This is a genomic window from Streptomyces sp. NPDC029169 (genome assembly GCF_055563935.1).
On record NZ_JBVHXA010000010.1, the window covers coordinates 239187 to 263239 of the forward strand.

Here is a 24053-nt window from a genome sequence, read left to right on the forward strand (position 1 = left end):
CGGGACACTCTGCGCATTTGAACTCGATTCACGCGAACTCGAATCTGCGCCCCCCGGGGAAAGGACGCGATGCCATGCCGGAGACCGCTTCCACCACCCGGGCCCCGGCCGCCCTCCTCCCGTCACTCGCTCCCCTGCTCCATGAATGGCTGCCCCGGCAGCGCTGGTTCGCGGGCAAGGGCCGCCGGGTCACCGGATTCACGCTGGAAGCTGCCACCGAGCTGCTGCCGCTGGACGGCACGGGCCCCGGGCTGCTGCATCTGCTCGTACGGGTGGAACAGCCGGCCCGTCCGGCGGGCACTCCCGCGGACTGCTACCAACTCCTGCTCGGTGTACGCACGCAACTGCCGCCCCGCCTGGCCCCCGCCCTGATCGGGCGGATCCGGCAGGGGCCGCTGGCCGGCCGGGCGGTCTACGAAGGGCTGCGGGACCCGCGGCTCGCCGGACTGCTCTACGAGCGGCTGCGCACCCCGGGCCGGATCGGCCCGCTGGAGTTCCACGGCTCGGCCCCGCTGCCGCCGTCGCTGGCGCCCCGGATGCTGGACGCCGAGCAGTCCAACTCCTCGCTCGTGTACGGCGATGCGTACATCCTGAAGATCTTCCGGCGGGTCAGCCCCGGGGTCAATCCGGACCTGGAGCTGCCGCTCGCGCTCGCCCGGGCCGGGTGCGCGCGGGTGCCGGCGCCGGTGGCCTGGTTCGAGTCGGGCGCGAGCACGCTCGGGGTCCTCCAGCCGTATCTGCGGGACTCGCGCGACGGGTGGCGGCTGGCTCTCGACGCGCTTGCGGAGGACCGGGAGTTCACCAGTGAGGCGCACGCCCTGGGCCGGGCGACGGCCGAGGTGCACCTCGCGCTCGCGACGGCGCTGCCGACGGAGCGGCTGCGGCGGACGCAGGCGGTGCACCTGGCCGGCGAGATGGACCAGCGGCTGCACGCGGCGGCGCAGGCGGTGCCGGCGCTGCTGCCGCACGTGCCGGGGCTGCGGGCGGTCTTCGCGGCGGCCGGCGACACGGTGGGCGCGGGGCGGCTCCAGCGGGTGCACGGTGATCTGCACCTGGGGCAGACGCTGCGGGCGACGGACGGCGGCTGGGCGGTGATCGACTTCGAGGGCGAGCCCGCGAAGCCGCTCGCCGAGCGCTGCCGCCCTCAGCCGGCGGTCCGCGACGTCGCGGGCATGCTCCGCTCCTTCGACTACGCGGCGCGCACGCACCGCCCGTGGAGGCCCGAGTGGGCGTCCCGCTGCCGGGCGGCGTACTGCGCGGGCTACGCGGAGGCCTCGGGCACGGACCCCCGCACGGACCCGGCGCTGCTGCGCGCCTACGAAACGGACAAGGCGGTCTACGAGGTCCTCTACGAGGCCCGCCACCGCCCGGACTGGCTCCCGGTCCCCATGTCAGCGATCGAACGCCTGGCGGGAGCGGAGTGACGCCCCGACGCCGTTGCCCACACGGGGGTGGGCGGGGCCCCTGCCCCGACGCGCGCGCAGTGCACGCGCACGTGTGCCCGAGGCCCGTTCGGCCGAGTGTCCTGTGCGGGGGGCGCCGCGTTGCGGTTGCGTGGGAACCGGCGCATTTTCCTCAGCTCATCCTTCCGACACCCTTGCAGGAGGCATCCCCGTGACCGCCCGATCCGCTCGCAAGACGGCAGCGCCCCCGGCCAAGACGCCCGCCCCCCGGTCCGCGGTCGCCCAGCAGTCCGTACGGAAGGCGCCGCCGCTCGACCCCGGGGACCGGGCGCGACTGCTCGCCGGGGAGCACCACGACCCGCACGCGGTGCTCGGCGCGCACCCCGTCCGCGGCGGCGTCGCGATCCGGGTCCTGCGCCCGTACGCCCGTGAGGTCGCCGTCCTCGCCAAGGGCAAGCGCGTCGTGCTGCACGACGACGGCGACGGCTTCTTCTCGGCGCTCCTGCCGCTGCTGCGCAAGATCCCCCCGTACGAGCTCCGCGTCCGCTACGACGGAGACGAGCTGCCCGTCGAGGATCCGTACCGCTTCCTGCCAGCCCTCGGCGAGCTCGACCTCCACCTGATCGGCGAGGGCCGGCACGAGGAGCTGTGGAAGGCGCTCGGCGCCCGGCCGATGGTCCACCAGGGCGTCACCGGCACCCGGTTCACGGTCTGGGCCCCCAACGCCCGCGGCGTCCGCGTCACCGGCGACTTCAACCACTGGAACGGCACCGGGCTGCCGATGCGCTCCCTCGGCGCGACGGGCGTCTGGGAGCTGTTCGTGCCCGGGCTCGGCGAGGGCGCGGTCTACAAGTTCGACATCACCCGCCCCGACGGCTCCCACACGCTGCGCGCCGACCCGATGGCCCGCCGCACCGAGTGCCCGCCGAACACCGCCTCCATCGTCACCGACTCGTACCACGAGTGGAGCGACGGGGCATGGATGGCGGGCCGCGGCGGCCGCCCGCACCACGAGGCACCCCTCTCCGTCTACGAGGTTCATCTTCCGTCCTGGCGGCCCGGCCTGACGTACCCCCAGCTCGCCGAGCAGCTTCCCGCGTACGTCCGCGATCTCGGCTTCACGCACGTGGAGTTCATGGCCGTCGCCGAGCACCCCTTCAGCGGCTCCTGGGGCTACCAGGTCACCGGCTTCTACGCGCCGACCGCCCGCCTGGGCACCCCCGACGACTTCAAGTTCCTCGTCGACTCCCTGCACCGGGCCGGGGTCGGGGTCCTGATGGACTGGGTGCCCGCGCACTTCCCGCGCGACGACTGGGCGCTCGCGGAGTTCGACGGCCGGCCGCTGTACGAGCACGAGGACCCGCGCCGCTCCGCCCACCCCGACTGGGGCACGCTGGAGTTCGACTACGGCCGCAAGGAGGTGCGGAACTTCCTCGTCGCCAACGCGGTGTACTGGTGCGAGGAGTTCCACCTCGACGGCCTGCGCGTGGACGCGGTCGCCTCGATGCTCTACCTCGACTACTCGCGCGAGCACGGCGAGTGGCTGCCGAACGAGTTCGGCGGCCGGGAGAACCTGGACGCGGTCGCCTTCCTCCAGGAGATGAACGCTACGGTCTACCGGCGCTGCCCGGGGATCATCACCTTCGCCGAGGAGTCGACGGCCTGGGACGGGGTGACGAGGGCGACCGACCAGGTCGGCCCCGGCGGCTTCGGCGGTCTGGGCTTCGGCATGAAGTGGAACATGGGCTGGATGCACGACTCCCTCGGCTACGTCTCGAAGGAGCCGGTGCACCGCAAGTACCACCACAACGAGATGACGTTCTCGATGGTGTACGCGTACAGCGAGAACTACATCCTGCCGATCTCCCACGACGAGGTCGTGCACGGCAAGCAGGCGCTGGTCTCGAAGATGCCCGGCGACTGGTGGCAGCGGCGCGCCAACCACCGGGCGTACCTCGGCTTCATGTGGGCCCACCCGGGCAAGCAACTCCTCTTCATGGGGCAGGAGTTCGCCCAGGGCGCGGAGTGGTCCGCCGAGCACGGTCCCGAGTGGTGGCTGATGGACGAGACGTACCACTCGGCCGGTGACCACCGGGGCGTACGGGACCTGGTGCGCGACCTGAACACGGTGTACGGGGCGACCCCGGCGCTGTGGGAGCGGGACACCGCGCCCGAGGGCTTCCAGTGGGTGGTGGGCGACGCGGCCGAGGACAACGTCTTCGCCTTCCTCCGCTACGACGCCGAGGGCTCGCCGCTGCTCGCGGTCTGCAACTTCTCCCCGGTCGTCCGGCACGACTTCCGGCTCGGCGTCCCGGACACGTTCGCCGCCTGGGCGGAGGTCCTGAACACGGACGCGGTGCGGTACGGCGGCAGCGGCGTGGTCGGCACGGACCCGGTGAAGACCGAGTCGGTGCCGTCCCACGGCCGTTCGGCGAGCGTACGGATGACGCTGCCGCCCCTGGCGACGGTCTGGCTCAGGCCTGCCTGACGCTCAGGCGCGCCTGGCATGCCTGCCTTTCGGGCGCGCTTGGCACTCAGGCATGCCTGACACTCATGCGCGCTTGATGACGCCCAGGCGCTGAGTGGCCCGGGTCAGCGCCACGTACAGGTCGTTGACGCCGTGCGTGGCGCCGGCCCGGATGCCGTCCGGGTCGACGACGAGGACCGTGTCGAACTCCAGGCCCTTGGCCTGACGGGGGTCGAGCAGGACGACCGGCCGGGTCAGGTCGGGCGCCCTGCCGTACGAGGCGTCCGGCAGGGCCTCGATCAGCTCCTGGTGCAGGGCCGGCGGGGCGATCACGGCGAGCCGGCCCTCGTCGCGCGCCTCGGCGGCGACCGCGTCGGCGGTCTCCTTCACCGGGTCCTCGACCGTCCGCTCCCAGGGCTCGACGCCCGTGGAGCGGACGGAGCGGGGCGGCTCGAAGCCCGGGTCGGCCTCGCGCCGGACGTCCGCGGCGACCGCCATGATCTCAGCGGGGGTGCGGTAGTTGACGCCGAGCCGTACGAGGTCCCAGCGGTCCTCCACGTACGGCGCGAGGATCTTGTCCCACGCCCCGACGCCCGCCGCGTCGCCGGTCTGCGCCGGGTCTCCGACGAGGGTCATCGAACGGTTCGGGCTGCGGCGCATCAGCAGCCGCCAGGTCATCGCCGAGAGCTCCTGCGCCTCGTCGACGATGATGTGGCCGAACGCCCAGGTGCGGTCGGCGGCGGCGCGTTCGGCGGCGCTGCGGTGGTCGGCCTCCTCGTGCCGCTCGGCGAAGCGCTCGGCGTCGATGATGTCGTGCGCGGCGAGGACCTCGGCGGCGTCCTTGTCCTGCTCCTCCTTGTCCTCGAACTCGTAGGTCCGCGAGGCGTAACTGACGTCGAGGACGCCCTGCGCGTACTGGATCTGCTTCTCCCGCTCGGCCTCGGCGGCGGCGCGGGCGGCCGAGTCGTCCACGCCGAGGAGTTCGGCGGCCTCGTCGAGCAGGGGTACGTCGGCGGGCGTCCACTCGCCTCCGTCGCGCCGGATGGCGGCGGCGTCCTCATCGCTCAGGTGCGTGGGCTCGGCGAGGTAGTCGGCGAGGAACTCCTGCGGCGTGAGGGGCGGCCAGAGGGTGTCGATGGCGGCGTGGACCTCGGGGCTGGCGGCGACGCCCTTGGCGAGCAGGGCGAGGTCGTCGGGGCCGAGGAAGTTGGGCCCACCGTACGGGTCGGCGCCGATGCGGTCGGCGAGCTGCTCGGCCAGCGCGTCGAGGAGGTTGAAGACGAAGTAGGGGCGGGCGAGGTTGTGCGGGAGGGCCGTCTCGCGGGCCTTGTGGCGGGCTTCGAGGGCCATGTCCCAGTCGATGATCAGGTCGCCGTCGTCGTGCGGGACGATCAGCGGCGCGCCGCGCTCGGGGACCTGCTGGCGGTCGCGTACGGCCTGGGCGAGCGCCTCGGCCATGGCGGCGGCGCCCTTGACGGCGGCGGCGCGCGGGGTGTCCGTACCGGTGGCGCGGACGCCGGGGAAGAGCTCGGCCGGGGTGGCGAGCAGGACGCCGGTCTCGCCGAGGGAGGGCAGGACGTTGCCGATGTAGCCGAGGAAGGCGGGGTTGGGGCCGACGATGAGGACGGCGCGCTTGGCGAGCTGCTCGCGGTGGGCGTAGAGGAGGTACGCGGCGCGGTGCAGGGCCACGGCGGTCTTGCCGGTGCCGGGGCCGCCCTCGACGACGAGGACGCCGCGGTGCGGGGAGCGGATGATGCGGTCCTGCTCGGCCTGGATGGTCTGCACGATGTCGTGCATGCGGCCGGTGCGGGCGGCGTCGAGCGCGGCGAGCAGCACCTCGTCGGCGTCCCGGTTCTCGTACCCGGTGCGGGTCGCGTCGGCGAGGTCGAGGACCTCGTCGTGGAGGGCGGTCACCTCGCGGCCGTGGGTGGAGATGTGCCGGCGGCGGCGGAGGCCCATCGGCTCGTATCCGGTGGCGAGATAGAAGGGCCGGGCGACCTCGGCGCGCCAGTCGACGACGAGGGGGGTGCGGTTGGCGTCGTCCTCACGGATGCCGATCCGCCCGATGTGGTGGTCGCGCCCGTCCCGGAAGACTAGCCGGCCGAAGCACAGCCCGGTCTCCCCCGCGTTGAGGGCGGCGAGCAGCCCGGACTGCTCGGCCACGAGCACGTCCCGTTCGAGGCGCCCTTGATTGCCGACCCAGGACGCCTTGAGGGCATCGCCGACGGCGCCCTCGGCCTGGTCCCTCAGTTCGTCGAGTCGTGCGTAGAGCTCGGTGATGAATTTCTGCTCTTCCCGGAATTGCTCGGTTGACAATTCGACTCCTGGCGCGATACAGTGCGTTTATTAAATCTTTCCGCGTCTTTTGTTGTGTACAGACACGGAATCCATGAATATACGCGATGCATTACCCCGACTGTCAATTCTAGTCGGGGTATTTTTGTGCGCCATGGGGAGAGCGACGGCACACGAAGCGTCTAGAGGAGTACGTCCTCCAGTTCCTGGAGGAGGCGGCGCTTCGGGCGGGCGCCCACGATCGACTTCACGGGTTCGCCCGCTCGGAACACCATCAGCGTGGGCGTCGCCAGGACCCCGTACCGGACCGTCGTCTCCGGATTGCGGTCGACATCGATCTGGACGATCTTCAGCCGTCCCCGCTCCTCCTCCGCCATCGCGCTCAGCACCGGCGCGAGCTGGCGGCACGGGCCGCACCAGTCCGCCGTGAACTTCACCAGGACCGGGAGGTCCGCCTCCAGTACGTCGGCGGCGAAGCCCGCGTCCGTCACGTCCGTCACATCGGCCATTCCGTCATCCTCCGAGTTCGCATGTGGGTTCCGGGCCGCCCGGCAGCTCCGCCTCGGCCCGCAGCAACTGCGCGGCGACCTGGGCGCGTACCGCCTGGAGCTGCTCGACGAGTCCGTCCAGCTCCGCGAGCTTGCGGCGGTACACGTCGAGCGAGGCGGGACACGCGTCTCCCGCCGGGTGGCCTGCGCGCAGGCACTCCACGAACGGCCGGGTCTCCTCCAGTTCGAACCCGAAGTCCTGCAGGGTCCTGATCTGCTGGAGGAGGCGCAGGTCGTCCTCGTCGTACGTGCGGTAGCCGTTCTCCGTGCGCCGGGCGGCCAGAAGGCCACGGGACTCGTAATAGCGCAGAGTCCGCGTGGTCGTTCCGGCCCGCTCGGCCAGCTCGCCGATTCGCATGTCCTCGAACGTACGCCTTGACGTCGGCGTCAAGGCAACGACTTACGGCCTACGGGCCCGCCACTCGGGTGCGAGGACCGCCCAGGTCTGCCTGTCGTGACGGATGCCGCCGTAGGGCCAGGCCTCGCGCTCGACGCCCTCCAGGACCATGCCGAGGCGCTGGGCCACCGCGGCGCTGCGGTCGTTGTCGGCCCGGCAGTGCCAGGAGGCGCGGTGCAGGCCCCGGGTGAGGAACGCCCAGTCCAGCAGGGCGTGACAGGCCGGGGTCACCAGTCCGTGCCCTTCGCCGGCCGGTTCGAGCCAGCAGCCGAGCTCGCAACTGCCCGAGGCCGCGTCGAAGTGGGTGAACATCACGCCGCCGACGAGCGTGCCGTCGAGCCGGATGCCGTAGAGGCGGGCGCCGTCCGCGGCCTGCGCCTCGGCGTAGCGGCGGAGTGTGGTCCGGGCCCCGTCGAGGGTGTCGGTGACGAAGGACTGTCCGACCCACGGCCGGATGTGCTCGCGTGCCCGGTCCACATGGGCGGCGAACTCCTCGGCATGCCACAACTCGAGCGGTCCCAGACGGGCGTTGTCCCGCAGGGCGAGGGAGAACATGACGGGCGGCCCCATTCACATAACAAGCGTTACGGCTATGTACAGTAGCAGGATGCCACGCGCCAAGGGGGACCACGAGGCCCGCCGACTCGAAGTCTCGGAAGCGGTCTGGCACGTGCTGGCCACCCGCGGTTTCGGGGGCCTGACGCTGCGGGCCGTCGCCGCCGAACTCGGCGCGACCACCGGTCTGCTCACCCACTACTTCCCGGCCAAGAACGACCTGGTCGCGTACGCCCTCGACCTGCTCGAACAGCGCACTGCCGCCCGCTCCAGGCGTGCCGCCGGGGCGGGCAGGGACGCGGTGCGGGCCGCTCTGCTCGACATCCTGCCGCTGACCGCCGAGGCCACCGACAGCAACCGCATCTGGGTGTCCTCCTGGGACACCGCGCTCGCCGACCCGGCGCTGCGCGCGGAGTACGCCGGCAAGTACGCCCGCGGCCGCGACCGGCTCCGCGACGCGGTCGCGGCGGCCCAGCGGCTCGGCGAGCTGTCCCCGGGCGACCCGGCGCGCATCGCGGAGGGTGCCCAGTCCTTCGTGCTCGGCCTGGTCGTCCAGGCCCTGCTCGACCCGGCGGCGTTCCCGGCCCACCGCCAGATCGAGCTCCTGGACGACTACTTGGCCTCGCTCGCCCCCTGAGCGGCCGCGACGTTCCGAAGGAGCGGGATCAGCTCGTCGGCGAAGGTCAGGGCCGGTTTACGGCGGCCGGCGGGAGGAGGGGTTTCCGCTCCACCGGGGACGACAGGACGATCGAGGTGGTCGTCCGGCCGAGCGCCGAGGTCTGCTCCAGGATCTCTTCGAGATGGATCGTGTCCGTGACGGCGACCTTGAGGATCCAGCAGTCCTCGCCGACGACGTGGTGCACCTCCAGGATCTCTGGGCGCGCGGTCAGCTCAAGGGTCCTGGGGTGTCTGAGGGTGTAGCCGCCGTGCGGGTTGACGCGGATGAAGGCCTGGATGCCGTAGCCGAGCCGGGCCGGGGAGACATGGGCGCCGTAGCCGGTGATCGCCCCGCAGGCCTCCAGCCTGCGCACCCGCTCGGTGACGGCGGCGGGGCTCAGCCGGACGCGTCGGCCGAGCTCGCTGAGCTTGATCCGGCCGTCCTCCTGGACGAGTTCCAGGATCTGCCGGTCGATGGGGTCGAAGGCGCCCGCCGAGGTTTCGTCGGTGGCAGGCCGCAGATGCCGTGGTTCCTTCGGTGCGGCGGCCGGGACTCCCATGTTTCCCCCTTCAGTTGGCGAGCGCCCAACGTAACACTTGTCGTATGGACATTCTGATCACCGGCGGGAACCGCTATTTCGGAAAGCGGCTGACGGCCCGTCTGCTGGAATCCGGGCATGCCGTGACGATTCTCAACCGGGGTTCTTCCGGTGTTCCGGAGGGGGTGACCCATGTGGTCGCCGACCGGAACGACGAGGCCGCCCTGGAAAGCGCTCTGGGCGGCCGGACTTTCGATGTCGTCGTCGACCAGGTCTGCTACACGCCGCGCCAGGCGGATATTGCCCGGAGGGTGTTCGGGCCTCGCACGGGGCGTTATGTGATGACGTCGACGGTGGAGGTGTACGAGTACGAGCACTCGGCCGCGCCCGTACGGGAGGAGGCGGTCGATCCGCGTACCGTCGCCGTCGATCTCGACCTTCCCTGGGAGGACCCTGAGTTCCTCGACGCACACTACGGCGAGGGAAAGCGGCAGGCGGAGGCGGTCTTCGCGGCCGAGCCCGCGTTCCCGTACACGGCGGTGCGGGTCGCCCATGTGCTGGGCGGAGCGGACGACTTCACCGGCCGCGTCGAGCACTACGCGGACCGCGTCCGGGCGGGCGATCCGATCACCGTACCGGCGGTGAACCACCCGGCCACCTATGTGTATGTCGAGGAGATCGCGGAATTCCTGGCGTGGGCGGTGGAATCGGATTTCACCGGGCCGGTCAATGCGCATTCCCACGGCCCGCTCACGACCGCCGATATCTGTGCGGAGATCGAGAGGCAGGTGGGCGGAAAGGCCGTTTTCACGGAGGTGGAGGTGGGTGAGGTGTCGCCGTTCTCCTTCACCCGCTCGTACGGAATGGACAACGCGCGGGCGAAGGCGCTCGGGTTCAGTTTCCGGAATTCGGGGGAGTGGCTGGCGAAGGCCCTTTCCGAGACGCTGGCAACGCGGACGCCGACACGGGGGGGCGCGCTGATGCGGTACCGCATGCTCGGAGACGTACGGGTCGGGGCGATCGGACTCGGCGCCATGCCGCTCTCCATCGAGGGGCACCCGGACGAGGCGCGCGCCCTGGCCACCGTCCACGCGGCGCTGGACGCGGGCGTGACGCTGCTCGACACGGCGGACTCCTACCACCTGCCGGGCGGTGAGCCGGGCGCCGGCGAGCTGCTGGTCGCGCGGGCTCTGGCCACGTACGGGGGTCGCGGCCGGACCGACGACGTGCTGGTGGCGACGAAGGGCGGGCGTGGGCGGACCGCCGACGGCGGCTGGACGGTGGACGGCCGCCCGGAGCATCTGCGGCGGGCGGCCGAGGCGTCGGCGCGGCGGCTCGGCGTCGAGGCGATCGGGTTGTACCAGCTCCACAAACCGGACCCGGCCGTGCCGTACGCCGAATCGCTGGGCGCGATACGGGAGTTGCTGGACGCGGGCACGGTCCGGCTGGCCGGGATCTCCAATGTGGACGTCGGCCAGATCCAGCTTGCGCGGGAGATCCTGGGCGAGCGGCTCGTCTCCGTGCAGAACCGGTACTCCCCCGCGGTGCGGACCGCCGAGCCGGAGCTGCGGCTCTGCGCGGAACTCGGTCTGGCGTTCATGCCGTGGAGCCCGCTGGGCGGGATCTCGCGCAGCTCGCTCGACGGGGCGTCGGCCCTGGAGGCGGATCCGGAGTTCGGCGCGTTCCACCGGGTGGCGCGGGCGCGCGGGGTGAGCCCGCAGCGGGTGGCGCTCGCCTGGCTGCTGTCGCGGTCGGAGACGGTCCTGCCGATCCCGGGGGCGAGCCGGCCCGAGACGGCGCGGGATTCGGCGGGGGCGGCCGAACTCGTGCTGAATACACCGGAGTTGGCGGAGCTGGACGTTCGGTAGACGTTCGGTAGTCGAAGGCACCGGACCCATTGACGGGTCCGGTGTCTCCATCTACAAAAGCTTGCTGAGAGCGCTCTCACGCTCTTGTCCCCCACCGGAGGTGTTCTCCTTGAGCCGCGTCCGACGCACCCCGCTCCTCGCCTCGCTCCTCGCCGCCGCCCTCGCCGCGGGCGCCCTGCTCGGTCTGGGCGGTGCCGGCACCGCTAGCGGCGCCGTACCGCCGGCGCCCGGCTGGTCGCTCCAGTGGAGCGACGACTTCAACGGCCCCGACCGCGCCCTCCCGAACGCCGCCGACTGGCAGATCGACACCGGCCACGGCTATCCGGGCGGCCCCGCCAACTGGGGCACCGGAGAGATACAGAACTACACGTCGAGCCCCGACAACCTGCGCCTCGACGGCACCGGAAACCTCCGGATCACCCCGCTCAAGGACGGCGCGGGCAACTGGACCTCGGCCCGGATCGAGACCAAGCGGTCCGACTTCAAGCCCCCCGCGGGCGGAACGCTGCGCATCGAGGGCCGGATTCAGATGCCGAACGTGACGGGCGACGCCGCCCTCGGCTACTGGCCCGCCTTCTGGGCGCTCGGCTCGCCCTACCGCGGCAACTACTGGAACTGGCCCGCCATCGGCGAGTTCGACATCATGGAGAACGTCAACGGTCTCAACTCCGTCTGGGGCGTGCTGCACTGCGGCGTGAACCCCGGCGGACCGTGCGGCGAGACGACCGGCATCGGCGCCAGCCGGGCCTGCCCGGGCGCGAGCTGCCAGTCCGCGTTCCATACGTACCGCTTCGAGTGGGACCGCTCGGTCTCCCCCAACGAGCTGCGCTGGTACGTGGACGACCAGCTCTTCCACAGCGTGAACGAGACCCGGGTGGGCGCCCAGGCCTGGGCCGACATGACCAGCCACGCGGGCTACTTCATCCTGCTCAACGTGGCGATGGGCGGCGCCTTCCCGGACGCGCTGGCCGGGCCGACGCCGACGGCCGCGACCGTCTCCGGCCGGCCGATGCTGGTCGACTACGTGGCGGTGTGGACGAGGGGCGGTGGCTCGACGACCCCGACGACGCCTCCGCCGACCACTCCGCCGCCGTCGGGCTCCTCCCAGCTGTATCTGCGGACGGGCGCGGGCGCCGGAGACGCCCAGGCGGCCGCCTCGGCCGTGACCCTGGCCTCGGCGGGCGGCGCCAACCACGACGGCACCCCGGCCAACCCGCAGGTCTTCACCTCGGGCCCGATCACCCGGACGTACAACGGCGGCTCGACGCAGTTCGACCTGTTCGTGGACGCGGGCACGGTCGTCGCCAACGGGCAGCAGGTACGGGTGAGTTACGACCGTACGGGCGACGGGAGTTGGGAGCGCGTCGAGACGTACCAGTACTTCGCGACCGATCCGGTGCCGGGGTACGAGCACTACACGCAGGCGAGCGGCCTGAAGTCGGCGACCGGCACCCACGGGAACCTGTCGAACGGCCGGATCCGCATCGAGGTGTGGAACGCGATCGGGAACGGTCCGAGCACGGTCGGCGTGGGGAACCAGTCGGTGGTCCGGATCCCGTTCTCCTGAGCGCGGCGCGGAATGTAAGGACGCCCCCGGCTGCAGAAGCGGCCGGGGGCGTCCCGTACCCCGGAGCCCGGATCCGGCTCAAGGCCCGGGAGCCGGGGCGGTCTTCGGATCCAATATCCATGATCCTGGATCCAATACATCGGATCCAAGACCGCGGAGGAGATTGGATCCCGAGCATTCGATCCAGAGATTGGATCCAAGAGATTGGATCCATGACGTTGGATCATGGACATCGGATCCAAGGTCATGGATCCGATATCCGATGCGGCTCAGACGCCCGCGCGGGCCTTCTCCTCGGCGGGCACGGACGACTCCTCGGGCAACGGCGCGTGGTCGTCGACCAGGGTCTTCTCGTCGAAGGGGACCCGGCCGGCCAGGACCTCCGCGACCCGCCCCTTGTCGATCTCCTTGGTCCACGTGCCGACGAGGACGGTGGCGACCGCGTTGCCCGCGAAGTTCGTCAGGGCGCGGGCCTCGCTCATGAAGCGGTCGATGCCGACGATCAGGCCGACGCCGTCGACCAGCTCGGGCCGGTGCGACTGGAGGCCGCCGGCGAGGGTCGCCAGGCCGGCGCCGGTGACACCGGCCGCACCCTTCGACGCGATGATCATGAAGACGAGGAGCGAGATCTGCTCGGCGACCGAGAGCGGGTTGCCCATGGCCTCGGCGACGAAGAGCGAGGCCATCGTCAGGTAGATCGCCGTGCCGTCCAGGTTGAAGGAGTAGCCGGTCGGGACGGTGATGCCGACGACGGGCTTGCTGACACCCAGGTGCTCCATCTTCGCGATCAGCCGCGGCAGCGCGGACTCGGAGGACGAGGTGGAGAGGATCAGCAGGAACTCGCGGCCCAGGTACTTCAGGAGCGTCAGGATGTTGACTCCGGCGACCAGCCGGAGCAGCGTGCCGAGCACCACGAAGACGAACAGGGCGCAGGTCACGTAGAAGCCGATCATGATGACGGCGAGCGACTTCAGCGCGTCGATGCCGGTCGCGCCGACGACCGCCGCCATGGCGCCGAACGCGCCGACCGGCGCGGCCCACATGATCATGGCGAGGATACGGAAGACCAGCCGCTGGATGTGCCCGATCCCGCGCAGCACGGGCTCTCCGGCCCGGCCCATGGCCTGGAGCGCGAAGCCCGCGAGGAGCGCGACGAGCAGGGTCTGCAGGACCTCGCCCTCGGTGAAGGCGGAGATCATCGTCTTGGGGATGATCCCGAGCAGGAACTCCACGGTGGTCTCGGCCGGCCCGTCGGCCTGCTTGGCGCCGGCCTCCGCGACCTCCTTCGTCAGGTGGAGGCTGGAGCCGGGCTCCAGGATGTTGCCGACGACCAGGCCGATCGCGAGGGCGACGGTCGACATCACGAGGAAGTACCCGAGCGCGAGCCCGCCGACGGCGCCGACCTTCGCGGCCTTACGGACCGAGCCGACACCGAGGACGATCGTGCAGAAGATGATCGGCGAGATCATCATCTTGATCAGGTTGACGAAGCCGGTGCCCAGCGGCTTGAGCTCGACGGCGAAGTCCGGCGCGACGAAGCCGACCGTGACGCCGAGGAGCACGGCTCCGATGACTGCGAGATACAGGTAATGGGTACGGTCCCGCTGTGCGGCCACGGGGTCCTCCTCGTGCTGATGGGTGTCCACGTCCCGGTGGATCCCAGCGAATATCCATCAGCCTGTGACCCGGGTCACCCTTACGTTCGTTTCGTTCACGGCCGAACTGTCACACTTGCCTGCATGCGCATACCGTTCCCGCGCCCCCGCAGCCTCGCCGGCCAGCTCTTCGCGATGCAGGTCGTGCTCGTGGCCGCGATCGTGGCCGGGTGCGCCGCCTTCGTCTACATCACCGACCGCGCCCAGGCTGAGGAGACGGCGCGCCGCCAGTCCACGGCGACCGCGTCGGCCGTCGCCGGCTCCCCGTCGGTGTCGCGGGCCATCCACTCCCCGGACCCGACGGCACAGCTCCAGCCGTACGCCGAGTCGGTACGGCACCGCTCCGGCGTCGCCTTCGTGGTGATCATGGCCCCGGACGGCACGCGCTGGACGCATCCGGAGCCGACGGAGATCGGGCACACGTACCGCGGCCACATCGAACAGGCCCTCCAGGGCAGGACCTTCTCGGAGACGTACACGGGCGTGCTCGGGCGCTCGGTCCGTACGGTCGCGCCGGTGTACGAGAACGGCCGGGTCGTCGCCCTCGTCAGCGCCGGCATCACCATCGAGAAGATCAGCGAACAGGTACGGGAGCAGGTCACGGCCCTGCTGGGCATGGCGGGGGCGGCGCTCGCGCTCGGTGGCGTCGGTACGTACGTCATCAACGCCCGGCTGCGGCGGCACACGCACGGGATGAACGCGTCCGAGCTGAGCCGGATGCACGACTACCACGAGGCCGCGCTGCACGCGGTGAGCGAGGGGCTCGTGATGCTGGACGGGCAGCGGCGGATCGCGCTCATCAACGACGGGGCGCGGGAGCTGCTCGGTCTGGACGCGGAGGTCGTGGGCCGGTCGGCGGCGGATCTGGGACTTCCGGTCTCGCTCACCAGTGCGCTGCTCGCCTCCGAGCCCCGGGTGGACGAGCTGCATCTGACGGCGGAGCGGGTGCTCGTCGTCAACACCCGTCCGGTGGTCGGCGGGGAGCGGCGGGGGACGGTCGTGACACTCCGGGACCGCACCGAACTCCTGGCGCTGTCGGGCGAGTTGACCTCGGAGCGGGGGTTCACGCAGGCGCTCCGCTCGCAGGCCCACGAGGCGGCGAACCGGCTGCACACGGTCGTCTCGCTGATCGAGCTCGGCCGGGTGGACGAGGCGGTGGGCTTCGCGACGGCCGAGCTGGAGCTGGCCCAGGCGCTCACGGACCGGGTCGTCGACGCGGTCGGCGAGCCGGTGCTCGCGGCGCTGCTGCTCGGCAAGGCGGCGCAGGCCAACGAGCGGGGTGTGGAGCTGGTCCTGACCGAGGACAGCCGGATCGACGACGGGCTCCTGCCGCCCGAGATACCGCCGCGGGACCTGGTGACGATCCTCGGCAACCTGATCGACAACGCGGTGGAGGCGGCGAGCGGCACCCCGCACGCGCGGGTCGCGGTCACCGCCCGCACGTGCGACGGCGAGCTCCTCCTGCGGGTCAGCGACACGGGGTCCGGGATCGAGGCGGGCGACCGGGAGGCGGTCTTCGACCGCGGCTGGTCCACCCACGGCCCGGGCCGCGGGCTCGGTCTCGCCCTGGTCCGCCAGGCGACCACCCGTGCCTCGGGCACGGTGACCCTGACGGACACCCCGGAGGGCGGCGCCGAGTTCACCGTACGCCTGCCCCTGACGGCACGGACGCAAGCCCCGCCCGCCGAGCCGGCCACCACCCCGGTCCCCCCGGCGCCCCCCGCCGCCGAACCGGAGCCGGGACCCGGGCAACCCGGTCCCGCGACCGTCCCGCCGGGCGCCCGGCCCGGCTCGGCCGATGCGGAGGTGCCCGCATGAGTCAGGACATCCGTGTGCTCGTCGTCGAGGACGACCCGGTCGCCGCCGACGCGCACGCGCTCTATGCCGGGCGCGTGGCAGGGTTCTCCGTGGTCGGGGTCGCGCATTCGCGGGCCGCCGCCGTGCGGGTACTCGACCGGACCCCCGTCGACCTCATCCTGCTCGACCTCTACCTCCCCGACGGGCACGGTCTCCAGCTGCTCCGCTCGCTGCGCGCCGGCGGCCACTCGGCGGACGTCATCGCGGTGACCTCCGCCCGTGATCTCGCCATCGTGCGGGAGGGCGTCTCCCTCGGCGTCGTGCAGTACGTCCTGAAGCCGTTCACCTTCGCGACCCTGCGGGACCGGCTCAGCCGATACGCCGAGTTCCGGGCGACCGCAGGCGAGGCGTCCGGCCAGGACGAGGTGGACCGCGCCCTCGCGACCCTGCGCACCCCGCAGCCGGCCTCGCTCCCCAAGGGCCTGAGCGCTCCCACCCTGGAGGCCGTCACCCGTACCCTCCGGGACGCGCCGGACGGACTGACCGCCACCGAGGCCGCCGCGGCAGTCGGCATCTCCCGGATCACCGCCCGCCGCTACCTTGAGCAACTGGTCACGGACGGCCGGGCGGCACGAGCCCCGCAGTACGGACAGATCGGCCGGCCGGAGCTCCAGTACCGCTGGATCACGACGATCGTCCGCTGACCGGACTCCACCCCCCGGTCACCGAACGCCTACGTGATCATTACGGATGGTTACCGCCGGGTTCCCACGTTTCTACGACATCTGGCCTTGGGTGAACGCACCGTAGCCAACGGTCACGTTCCGCATCTAGCGTGTCAGCGTGCACCACACCCCTCCCTCCCCTCCCCCACCTCCGTTCAACGCGCTCGCCGCACGCCATCTGCGTGAAGGCCTCGGCATGGCCCCGGGCCACGTCGCCTACGGGCTGCGCGCACAGTACGGACTGCCCATCACCCCCGAAACCGTCGTCGCCTGGGAACGCGGGCGCCTCGCCCCCTCGGCACAGGAGCTCAGCGCACTCGCGGGCGTCCTGTGGTGCGCCCCCGGTGAGCTGATCGCCGACGCCACCACCCTGCGCGAGCACCGGATCTCCCGCGGGCTCGCCGCCGACGACCTGGCCCGACGGGTGGGCCTCGACACGGCCGGCTATCTACGGATGGAGGAGGCGGGCCGCTGGCGCGGCAACGAACGCCAGACCGCGGCCCTCGCCGAGGTCCTCGGGCTCGGGCCGCGCGCCCTGCTCAAGGTGACGGGCCGCGACGAGGACCTGGCGGCGCTGCTGCGGGACGCGGCCACGACGCGCTGGCAGGCGTACGTCCGTCCCGTCGTGAAGCTCCTGCCGCTGCCCAAGCGGCTTGTGGAGTCGGCGCTCCAGCAGCTCTACACGGAGTACCACGCCAAGATGGTGGCCACGAGCAGCTGGGGCGCCTCGGGCGACAGCGGCGAGGCCGGCCGGGAGTACCTGGACGGGATCGTGCAGCACTTCTGGGAGGCGGTCGGCTCGTAAGGCCGGCTCTAAGGTCGGCTCGTAAGGCCAGCTCATAAGGCGGCGGAGATCGGCTCCGCGTCGCTATCCTCCGCGCCATGGACATGATCAACACATCCGCGGTCCTCGACGACACGGGCGTGGCCGTGGCCGCGGTGACCGCCGGCGCGGACGTCGTACGCGCCCTCTACGGTCAGCGGCTCGCCCGTATCGACAAGGGCGCCGGGGACTTCGCCACCGCCGCCGACGTGGCGGCCGAGAAGGCGATCCTCGACGTCATCCGTGCCGCGCGGCCCGATGACGCGGTACTCGGCGAGGAGGGCGGCCGGCAGGGTGCAGCCGATGCCGCGCGCCAGTGGCTGGTGGATCCCCTCTGCGGCACGCTGAACTACGCCGTCGGCAACATGCTGGTGGCCGTCAACGTGGCTCTGCGCACGGGGGCGGCCGCGGTGGCCGACCCGTTCAGCGGCGAGGTCTTCTGCACCGACGGCGACGCGGCCTGGGTGCGGCACGACGGCGCCGTGGCCCGGCTCGCTCCCACGCCGGCCACCCGGCTGGTGGACGTCAACCTGGATCCGCCGTTCCCGGGCGCTCCCGGATTCCGCGCGGTGGACCTCCTGGCCCACCCCGGATTCGTCGAGCGGTTCCGGCCTCGGGTGGTGTCCACGACGCTGGCGCTGGCCTGGGTCGCGGCGGGCAAGCGCGCCGCCTACGTCACCGATGGCGGCGACCTGTCCGGGAGCGTGCACTTCGCCGCCGGTATCACGCTGTGCCGGGCTGCCGGCTGCGTCGTCACCGGGATCGACGGGGCCCCGATCGGGCCGGCCGGCGGCGGCCGCGGGCTCGTCGCGGCCGCCGATGCCGAGACCCACGAGCAGCTGATGGCGATGATCCGGGGCTGACGTCTCCGGACACGGTCTAGCGGCGGTCGAAGCTGAAGAGCTGGCCCCGGGCGTCCGTCCGGCAGGGCGCCTGGGCCAGCTTCGCCCATGCGGCGGTGCGGTCGCCGACGACGGTCACGCAGGAGTTCGCGGTCGCCGAGCCCGCGGGAACGATGCGGTAGCCGGCGACCGGGCTGCCGAAGGGCTCCAGGCGGAACCTTTCGACACGGGTCGGGTCGCCGCACTCGGAGTCCTCGAACGCGGCGTCCGGGACACGGCCGCCGGACGGGATGCCGGAGCAGCCGGGGCCGTAGTCCGGGTGCTCGGAGACGATCCGCCACTCGCCGGACCCGAGCTCCTTGAGCGAGTAGCGGGGGACGTCGGCGCCCGCGCACTCCCGCTGGTGGATCTGGCCGCTGCGGCCGCCGCGCCGTTCGTTCAGGCAGAGGTCCGAGCCGATCACCCGTATCTGTACGTCCCCGGCGGCGGGCGCGGTGACGGTCTGGGACACGGGCTTCTCCGGCCGGTCGCCCCCGCCGCCGTGCCCGTCCCCGCTCCCGTCCCCGATGAGGGCGAAGACGACGCTGACCCCGGCGAGGACGAGCCCGGCGACGGCGACGAGCGCGACGACCGTCCGGCGTATGCGGAAGGAGCGGGGGGCGGGGGATTCAGGCTCGGACTCGGAGCCGGGCGCGGGCTCCGTCGCCGCCGGCCACGCGGTGTCCGGGGTCCGGGCCGGGGTCGCGTCCCCGACCTCGTCCCCGTCGGCGTCCCCGTCCCCGACCCCGTCCTCGTACACCCCTCGTACCGCCAGTTCCTTCCGCACCGCCTGCCAGTTCTCCAGCTCCCCGGGCGCCACCCCGCAGGCGCGGACGAACGAGGTCAGCAGCTCCTCGCGGGGGACGGTCGAGCGGGCGAGCATGTTCGCCACCGTCGAGCGGGGGAGGACGTCGCCGAGGGCCTCGGCGCGGGCCGACAGCTCGCGGTACGTCAGTCCGGACCAGTCCTTGAGCGCCTGGAGCCGCGCGAGGAACGAGGCGGCGTCGGTCGCCTCGCGCGGGTCGGGCGCGCCGCCCCCGCCGGCGTATCCCTCGGTCATGCCTGCTCCCCACCCCTCCCCCGGACAGGGTTGGGACATGTCCGGGACAGGCCCAAGCCTTGTTGATCCGGCTCTTCGGCTCAAGAGTGGAAACGGGCCCCGATCGTCCACGGGGGGATGATCGGGACCCGCACACCCTGATGACGCGTATGACGTGCTGGTCAGAAAGACACGCTGGTCAGAAGACCGACTCGGCCTCGGACATCCGGCTCTCCGGGACGGTCTTCAGTCGCGTCACGGCCTCGGCCAGCGGCACCATCATGATGTCCGTGCCGCGCAGCGCCGTCATCTTCCCGAACTCGCCGCTGTGCGCGGCCTCCACCGCGTGCCAGCCGAAGCGGGTCGCGAGCACCCGGTCGTACGCCGTCGGCGTGCCGCCGCGCTGGACGTGCCCGAGAATGACCGGCCGCGCCTCCTTGCCGAGGCGCCGCTCCAGTTCGACCGCGAGCCGGTTGCCGATGCCCTGGAAGCGCTCGTGGCCGTACGGGTCGATCTCGCCCTTCTTGTACTCCATCGAGCCCTCGGCGGGGTGCGCGCCCTCGGCGACGCAGATGACGGCGAACTTCTTGCCGCGCGCGAAGCGCTCCTCGACCATCTTGACCAGATCGTCGACCTGGAAGGGCCGTTCGGGCAGGCAGATGCCGTGGGCACCGCCGGCCATGCCGGACTCCAGGGCGATCCAGCCGGCGTGCCGGCCCATCACCTCGACGACCATCACGCGCTGGTGGGACTCGGCGGTGGTCTTGAGACGGTCTATGGCCTCCGTCGCCACCCCCACGGCGGTGTCGAAGCCGAAGGTACGGTCGGTGGAGGAGATGTCGTTGTCGATCGTCTTCGGGACGCCGACGACGGGCATGCCGGCGTCGGAGAGCATCCGGGCGGCGGTCAGCGTGCCCTCGCCGCCGATCGGGATGAGTACGTCGATGCCGTACTCCTTGGCCAACTCCGGGGCGGACTCGGCCGCTTCGGACAGCCGGTTGCGCTCCAGGCGGGCGGAGCCGAGGATGGTGCCGCCGCGGGCGAGGATGCCGCTGACCGCGTCGAGGTCGAGGGGCCGGTAGTGGCCGTCGAGGAGACCCTTGAACCCGTCCTCGAAGCCGATGACTTCGTCGTCGTGGCCGGTCAGAGCCCGGTGCACGACCGACCGGATCACTGCGTTCAGGCCGGGACAGTCGCCGCCTGCGGTGAGAACTCCGATGCGCATCGTGCCGTGTCTCCTGCTCGTAGTGGTACATGTGAGCTCTGTCGATTCTCCCACGCCCGGCACGGCCGCCGCGCTCCCGACTACTCCGCGTGCCCGGCCCCGGAGGCCCGTCGTCCCCTGTTCCCAAGCCGTTGGTCCGGCCTGCGCCCTATCCACCCCCAGAGGTATTGTCAAGAGGGCATTGCCACCCTATCGGGGTTTTTTGAACACACTCGGTTGACGTGACGAGCGCGCGGCCGGGGCGGACAGGACTGGACAGGAGACCACGGCGTGACGCGCAGCGTGTACGTGACCGGGATCGACCGCGGGGACGGCCGGCAGGTCGTCGAGCTGGGAGTCATGGAGCTCCTGACCCGCCAGGTGGACCGGGTGGGGGTGTTCCGGCCCCTGGTGCACCACCGCCCCGACCGCCTCTTCGATCTGCTCCGCGCCCGCTACCGGCTCTCCCAGGACCCGGCGAGCGTCTACGGCATGGACTACCACGAGGCCTCCGCGCTCCAGGCCGAGCGGGGCACCGACGAGCTGGTCTCGCGGCTCGTCGACCGCTTCCACGCGGTGGCCCGCGACTACGAGGTCGTGCTCGTCCTCGGTACGGACTTCGCCGCCACCCAGCTCCCCGACGAACTGGCGCTCAACGCGCGCCTCGCCAACGAGTTCGGCGCCTCGGTGATACCGGTCGTCGGAGGCAAGGGCCAGGCCGCCGAGTCCGTACGGGCCGAGGCCCGCAACGCCTTCCGGGCGTACGACGGGCTCGGCTGCGACGTCCTCGCGATGGTCGTCAACCGGGTGGCCGGCGACGACCGGGCTGCCATCGCCGAGCGGCTGTCGGCCCGGCTGCCTGTGCCCTGTTACGTCCTGCCCGACGAGCCCGCCCTGTCCGCGCCCACGGTCTCCCAGATCACCCACCACCTCGGGGCCTCGGTCGTGCTCGGCGACGACGCGGGCCTGGCCCGGGACGCGCTGGGCTTCGTCTTCGGCGGCGCGATGCTGCCGAACTTCCTCAACGCGCTCACCCCCGGTTGCCTGGTGGTCACCCCCGGGGACCGCGCCGACCTCGTCGTGGGCGCGCTCGCGGCCCATTCGGCCGGAACCCCGCCCATCGCCGGCGTGCTGCTCACCCTGAACGAGCTGCCCAGCGCGGAGATCCTGACCCTGGCCGCCCGCCTGGCCCCCGGCACCCCGGTCATCTCCGTCCCCGGCACCAGCTTCCCCACGGCCGCCGAACTCTTCTCCCTCGAAGGGAAGTTGAGTGCGGCCACACCCCGCAAGGCGGAGACCGCCATCGGCCTCTTCGAGCGCCACGTGGACACCGCCGACCTGCTGAAGCGGATGTCGGTGGCCCGCACCGGCCGGGTCACCCCGATGATGTTCGAGAACGACCTCCTGGAGCAGGCGCGCGCCGACCGCCGCCGGGTGGTGCTGCCGGAGGGCACCGAGGAGCGGGTGCTGCGCGCCGCCGACGTGCTGCAGCGCCGGGACGTCTGCGACCTGACCCTGCTCGGCGACGTCGAGATCATCCGCAAGAAGGCCGCCGACCTCGGCATCGACCTCGGGGACACCCACCTGATCGATCCGCAGACCTCGGAGCTGCGCCAGGAGTTCGCCGAGCTCTACGCGGGGCTGCGCGCCCACAAGGGCGTGACGGTGGAGCTGGCGCTCGACGTCGTGGCGGACGTCAACTACTTCGGCACCCTGATGGTCGAGCAGGGCATGGCCGACGGCATGGTCTCCGGCTCGGTGCACTCCACGGCCGCCACCATCCGGCCGGCCTTCGAGATCATCAAGACGAAGCCGGACGCCTCGATCGTCTCCTCCGTCTTCTTCATGTGCCTGGCCGACAGTGTGCTGGTGTACGGCGACTGCGCGGTCAACCCGGACCCGAACGCCGAGCAGCTCGCGGACATCGCAGTCCAGTCGGCGGCCACCGCGGCCCGCTTCGGTGTCGAGCCGCGGATCGCGATGCTCTCGTACTCCACCGGCACCTCGGGCTCCGGCGCGGACGTCGAGAAGGTCCGCGAGGCGACCGAGCTGGTACGGGAGTCCCACCCGGAGCTGCGGATCGAGGGGCCGATCCAGTACGACGCGGCCGTCGAGCCGTCCGTCGCCGCGACCAAGCTGCCGGGGTCGGAGGTGGCCGGGCAGGCGACCGTGCTGATCTTCCCGGACCTCAACACCGGCAACAACACCTACAAGGCCGTGCAGCGCTCGGCCGGCGCCGTGGCCGTCGGGCCCGTCCTGCAGGGCCTGCGCAAGCCGGTGAACGACCTCTCGCGCGGCGCGCTCGTCAGCGACATCGTCAACACGGTCGCCATCACGGCGATCCAGTCCCAGGTCCCCCAGGAGCTCAACGCATGACGACCCCCACCCGTGTCCTCGTCCTCAACTCCGGCTCGTCGTCGGTGAAGTACCAGCTGCTCGACATGCGTGACCAGAGTCGGCTCGCGGTCGGTCTGGTGGAGCGGATCGGCGAGGAGACCTCGCGTCTGGTCCACACCCCGCTCCAGGGCGGCGCGGGAGAGAAGCGCGAGAAGAACGGGCCGATCTCCGACCACGCGGCCGCTCTGAAGGCGGTGGCCGAGGAGCTGGCGGCGGACGGCCTGGGCCTGGACTCCCCCGAGCTGGCCGCGATCGGCCACCGGGTGGTGCACGGCGGTCTGCGCTTCAGCGCGCCGACCGTGATCGACGACGAGGTGCTCGCCGAGATCGAGCGGCTCGTCCCGGTCGCGCCGCTGCACAACCCGGCGAACCTCACCGGCATCCGTACGGCGATGTCGCTCCGCCCCGACCTGCCGCAGGTCGCGGTCTTCGACACCGCCTTCCACACGACGATGCCGGAGTCCGCCGCCCGCTACGCGATCGACGTGGAGACCGCGGACGCCCACCGCATCCGGCGGTACGGCTTCCACGGCACCTCGCACGCCTATGTGTCGCGCGAGACGGCGCGGCTGCTAGGCAGGGAGCCGGAGGAGGTGAACGTGATCGTGCTGCACCTGGGCAACGGCGCCTCCGCCTCGGCCGTCCGGGGCGGGCGGTGCGTGGACACCTCGATGGGCCTCACCCCGCTGGAGGGCCTGGTCATGGGCACCCGCTCGGGCGACATCGACCCGGCGGTCACCTTCCACCTGGAGCGGGTGGGCGGGATGACGACGGACGAGATCGACGTACTGCTCAACAAGAAGTCGGGGCTCGTCGGACTCTGCGGCGACAACGACATGCGGGAGATCCGCCGGCGGATCGACGAGGGCGACGAGCGTGCGGCGCTCGCCTTCGACATCTACATCCACCGGCTGAAGAAGTACATCGGGGCGTACTACGCGGTACTCGGGCGGGTGGACGCGGTGGCGTTCACGGCGGGTGTCGGGGAGAACGCGGCCCCGGTGCGGGAAGCTGCGATCGCGGGCCTGGAGGAGCTGGGCCTGGCGGTGGACGCCGGCCTCAACGCCGCACGGTCCGACGAGGCACGGATCATCTCGCCGGAGTACGCGCGGGTGGCGGTCGCCGTGGTGCCGACGGACGAGGAGCTGGAGATCGCGCGCCAGAGCTACGAACTGGTGGCCTCGGCCGCTCCGGAAGTGAACGCCTGAGCGACCCTGCGCCCATTTGTACTTTCCA

19 protein-coding genes and 1 pseudogene are annotated in these 24053 nt (G+C 71.8%); 12 read left to right on the forward strand and 8 right to left on the reverse strand.

The genetic code is table 11. The features are described 5' to 3' along the window. Positions 1 to 74: 74 nt before the first annotated feature. Together ACZ4VI_RS20790 and glgB are read left to right on the forward strand one after the other, a co-directional pair. A complete protein-coding gene (locus ACZ4VI_RS20790; RefSeq protein WP_468001088.1) occupies positions 75 to 1424 on the forward strand; it encodes a maltokinase N-terminal cap-like domain-containing protein in 1350 nt (449 codons plus the stop codon). A 190-nt stretch (positions 1425 to 1614) separates the two neighbouring features. Next, on the forward strand, positions 1615 to 3891 hold the full coding sequence (gene glgB / locus ACZ4VI_RS20795) for a 1,4-alpha-glucan branching enzyme (protein WP_468001090.1): 2277 nt from the start codon (positions 1615 to 1617) through the stop codon (positions 3889 to 3891). Positions 3892 to 3954: 63 nt separating this feature from the next. Here glgB and ACZ4VI_RS20800 read toward each other — a convergent pair whose 3' ends face one another. From ACZ4VI_RS20800 to ACZ4VI_RS20815, 4 genes are all read right to left on the reverse strand, one after another. Then, complete coding sequence (locus ACZ4VI_RS20800) at positions 3955 to 6186, reverse strand: HelD family protein (protein ID WP_468001092.1); 2232 nt, start codon at positions 6184 to 6186, stop codon at positions 3955 to 3957. Between the two features lie 161 nt (positions 6187 to 6347). Next, the gene (gene trxA / locus ACZ4VI_RS20805) at positions 6348 to 6674 is read right to left on the reverse strand and encodes a thioredoxin (RefSeq protein ID WP_468001094.1); all 327 of its coding nucleotides are present in this window, start codon (positions 6672 to 6674) and stop codon (positions 6348 to 6350) included. A gap of 4 nt (positions 6675 to 6678) precedes the next feature. Further along, the gene (locus ACZ4VI_RS20810; protein WP_215066265.1) at positions 6679 to 7071 is read right to left on the reverse strand and encodes a MerR family transcriptional regulator; all 393 of its coding nucleotides are present in this window, start codon (positions 7069 to 7071) and stop codon (positions 6679 to 6681) included. 42 nt (positions 7072 to 7113) lie between these two features. Then, positions 7114 to 7665 carry a GNAT family N-acetyltransferase gene (locus ACZ4VI_RS20815; RefSeq protein WP_468001096.1) on the reverse strand — a complete coding sequence of 184 codons (552 nt, stop codon included), beginning with the start codon at positions 7663 to 7665 and terminating at the stop codon, positions 7114 to 7116. Positions 7666 to 7717: 52 nt separating this feature from the next. Here ACZ4VI_RS20815 and ACZ4VI_RS20820 point away from each other — a divergent pair, with 52 nt between their 5' ends. After that, on the forward strand, positions 7718 to 8302 hold the full coding sequence (locus ACZ4VI_RS20820; RefSeq protein WP_468001097.1) for a TetR/AcrR family transcriptional regulator: 585 nt from the start codon (positions 7718 to 7720) through the stop codon (positions 8300 to 8302). A gap of 46 nt (positions 8303 to 8348) precedes the next feature. Here the strand turns inward: ACZ4VI_RS20820 and ACZ4VI_RS20825 are convergent, their stop codons facing one another. Next, positions 8349 to 8882, reverse strand: a complete 534-nt coding sequence (locus ACZ4VI_RS20825) for an Lrp/AsnC family transcriptional regulator (protein WP_468001099.1) — start codon at positions 8880 to 8882, stop codon at positions 8349 to 8351. Between the two features lie 44 nt (positions 8883 to 8926). Here ACZ4VI_RS20825 and ACZ4VI_RS20830 point away from each other — a divergent pair. The 3 genes and pseudogenes from ACZ4VI_RS20830 to ACZ4VI_RS20840 form a co-directional block, all read left to right on the forward strand. Further along, positions 8927 to 9808, forward strand: a pseudogene (locus ACZ4VI_RS20830) (NAD-dependent epimerase/dehydratase family protein); the annotation flags it as partial. A gap of 33 nt (positions 9809 to 9841) precedes the next feature. Further along, on the forward strand, positions 9842 to 10729 hold the full coding sequence (locus ACZ4VI_RS20835; RefSeq protein ID WP_468001168.1) for an aldo/keto reductase: 888 nt from the start codon (positions 9842 to 9844) through the stop codon (positions 10727 to 10729). A gap of 109 nt (positions 10730 to 10838) precedes the next feature. Further along, positions 10839 to 12296, forward strand: coding sequence for a glycoside hydrolase family 16 protein (locus ACZ4VI_RS20840; protein ID WP_468001100.1), 1458 nt, complete (start codon positions 10839 to 10841; stop codon positions 12294 to 12296). A 269-nt stretch (positions 12297 to 12565) separates the two neighbouring features. On the opposite strand, the gene ACZ4VI_RS20845 is transcribed toward ACZ4VI_RS20840, so the two are convergent. Continuing rightward, positions 12566 to 13942, reverse strand: coding sequence for a cation:dicarboxylate symporter family transporter (locus ACZ4VI_RS20845; protein WP_468001102.1), 1377 nt, complete (start codon positions 13940 to 13942; stop codon positions 12566 to 12568). Between the two features lie 93 nt (positions 13943 to 14035). On the opposite strand from ACZ4VI_RS20845, the gene ACZ4VI_RS20850 reads away from it, so the two are divergent. The 4 genes from ACZ4VI_RS20850 (at position 14036) to ACZ4VI_RS20865 (ending at position 18159) form a co-directional block, all read left to right on the forward strand. After that, positions 14036 to 15769: a sensor histidine kinase gene (locus ACZ4VI_RS20850; protein WP_468001104.1), complete on the forward strand. Its 1734-nt coding sequence runs from the start codon at positions 14036 to 14038 to the stop codon at positions 15767 to 15769. Continuing rightward, positions 15766 to 16452: a response regulator gene (locus ACZ4VI_RS20855; protein ID WP_468001106.1), complete on the forward strand. Its 687-nt coding sequence runs from the start codon at positions 15766 to 15768 to the stop codon at positions 16450 to 16452. Before ACZ4VI_RS20850 ends, ACZ4VI_RS20855 begins: the two co-directional genes overlap by 4 nt. A gap of 217 nt (positions 16453 to 16669) precedes the next feature. Next, the gene (locus tag ACZ4VI_RS20860) at positions 16670 to 17278 is read left to right on the forward strand and encodes a helix-turn-helix domain-containing protein (RefSeq protein ID WP_468001170.1); all 609 of its coding nucleotides are present in this window, start codon (positions 16670 to 16672) and stop codon (positions 17276 to 17278) included. An 83-nt stretch (positions 17279 to 17361) separates the two neighbouring features. Further along, on the forward strand, positions 17362 to 18159 hold the full coding sequence (locus ACZ4VI_RS20865; protein ID WP_468001171.1) for an inositol monophosphatase family protein: 798 nt from the start codon (positions 17362 to 17364) through the stop codon (positions 18157 to 18159). 16 nt (positions 18160 to 18175) lie between these two features. Here ACZ4VI_RS20865 and ACZ4VI_RS20870 read toward each other — a convergent pair whose 3' ends face one another. Together ACZ4VI_RS20870 and ACZ4VI_RS20875 are read right to left on the reverse strand one after the other, a co-directional pair. Beyond that, on the reverse strand, positions 18176 to 19237 hold the full coding sequence (locus tag ACZ4VI_RS20870) for a helix-turn-helix domain-containing protein (RefSeq protein ID WP_468001108.1): 1062 nt from the start codon (positions 19235 to 19237) through the stop codon (positions 18176 to 18178). A 178-nt stretch (positions 19238 to 19415) separates the two neighbouring features. Then, positions 19416 to 20441: an ATP-dependent 6-phosphofructokinase gene (locus tag ACZ4VI_RS20875; RefSeq protein WP_468001110.1), complete on the reverse strand. Its 1026-nt coding sequence runs from the start codon at positions 20439 to 20441 to the stop codon at positions 19416 to 19418. A gap of 270 nt (positions 20442 to 20711) precedes the next feature. Between ACZ4VI_RS20875 and pta the strand changes: the two genes are divergently transcribed. Together pta and ACZ4VI_RS20885 are read left to right on the forward strand one after the other, a co-directional pair. Next, a complete protein-coding gene (gene pta, locus ACZ4VI_RS20880) occupies positions 20712 to 22796 on the forward strand; it encodes a phosphate acetyltransferase (protein WP_468001112.1) in 2085 nt (694 codons plus the stop codon). After that, complete coding sequence (locus tag ACZ4VI_RS20885; protein WP_468001114.1) at positions 22793 to 24025, forward strand: acetate kinase; 1233 nt, start codon at positions 22793 to 22795, stop codon at positions 24023 to 24025. Before pta ends, ACZ4VI_RS20885 begins: the two co-directional genes overlap by 4 nt. Positions 24026 to 24053: the final 28 nt, after the last annotated feature.

Coding starts and splice junctions, on each gene's coding strand:
- ACZ4VI_RS20790 (WP_468001088.1), top strand. CDS start 75: ATGCCGGAGACCGCTTCCACCACCCGGGCCCCGGCCGCCCTCCTCCCG.
- trxA (WP_468001094.1), bottom strand. CDS start 6,674: ATGGCCGATGTGACGGACGTGACGGACGCGGGCTTCGCCGCCGACGTA.
- ACZ4VI_RS20810 (WP_215066265.1), bottom strand. CDS start 7,071: ATGCGAATCGGCGAGCTGGCCGAGCGGGCCGGAACGACCACGCGGACT.
- ACZ4VI_RS20815 (WP_468001096.1), bottom strand. CDS start 7,665: ATGTTCTCCCTCGCCCTGCGGGACAACGCCCGTCTGGGACCGCTCGAG.
- ACZ4VI_RS20820 (WP_468001097.1), top strand. CDS start 7,718: ATGCCACGCGCCAAGGGGGACCACGAGGCCCGCCGACTCGAAGTCTCG.
- ACZ4VI_RS20825 (WP_468001099.1), bottom strand. CDS start 8,882: ATGGGAGTCCCGGCCGCCGCACCGAAGGAACCACGGCATCTGCGGCCT.
- ACZ4VI_RS20835 (WP_468001168.1), top strand. CDS start 9,842: ATGCGGTACCGCATGCTCGGAGACGTACGGGTCGGGGCGATCGGACTC.
- ACZ4VI_RS20850 (WP_468001104.1), top strand. CDS start 14,036: ATGCGCATACCGTTCCCGCGCCCCCGCAGCCTCGCCGGCCAGCTCTTC.
- ACZ4VI_RS20855 (WP_468001106.1), top strand. CDS start 15,766: ATGAGTCAGGACATCCGTGTGCTCGTCGTCGAGGACGACCCGGTCGCC.
- ACZ4VI_RS20860 (WP_468001170.1), top strand. CDS start 16,670: ATGGCCCCGGGCCACGTCGCCTACGGGCTGCGCGCACAGTACGGACTG.
- ACZ4VI_RS20865 (WP_468001171.1), top strand. CDS start 17,362: ATGATCAACACATCCGCGGTCCTCGACGACACGGGCGTGGCCGTGGCC.
- ACZ4VI_RS20870 (WP_468001108.1), bottom strand. CDS start 19,237: ATGACCGAGGGATACGCCGGCGGGGGCGGCGCGCCCGACCCGCGCGAG.
- ACZ4VI_RS20875 (WP_468001110.1), bottom strand. CDS start 20,441: ATGCGCATCGGAGTTCTCACCGCAGGCGGCGACTGTCCCGGCCTGAAC.
- ACZ4VI_RS20885 (WP_468001114.1), top strand. CDS start 22,793: ATGACGACCCCCACCCGTGTCCTCGTCCTCAACTCCGGCTCGTCGTCG.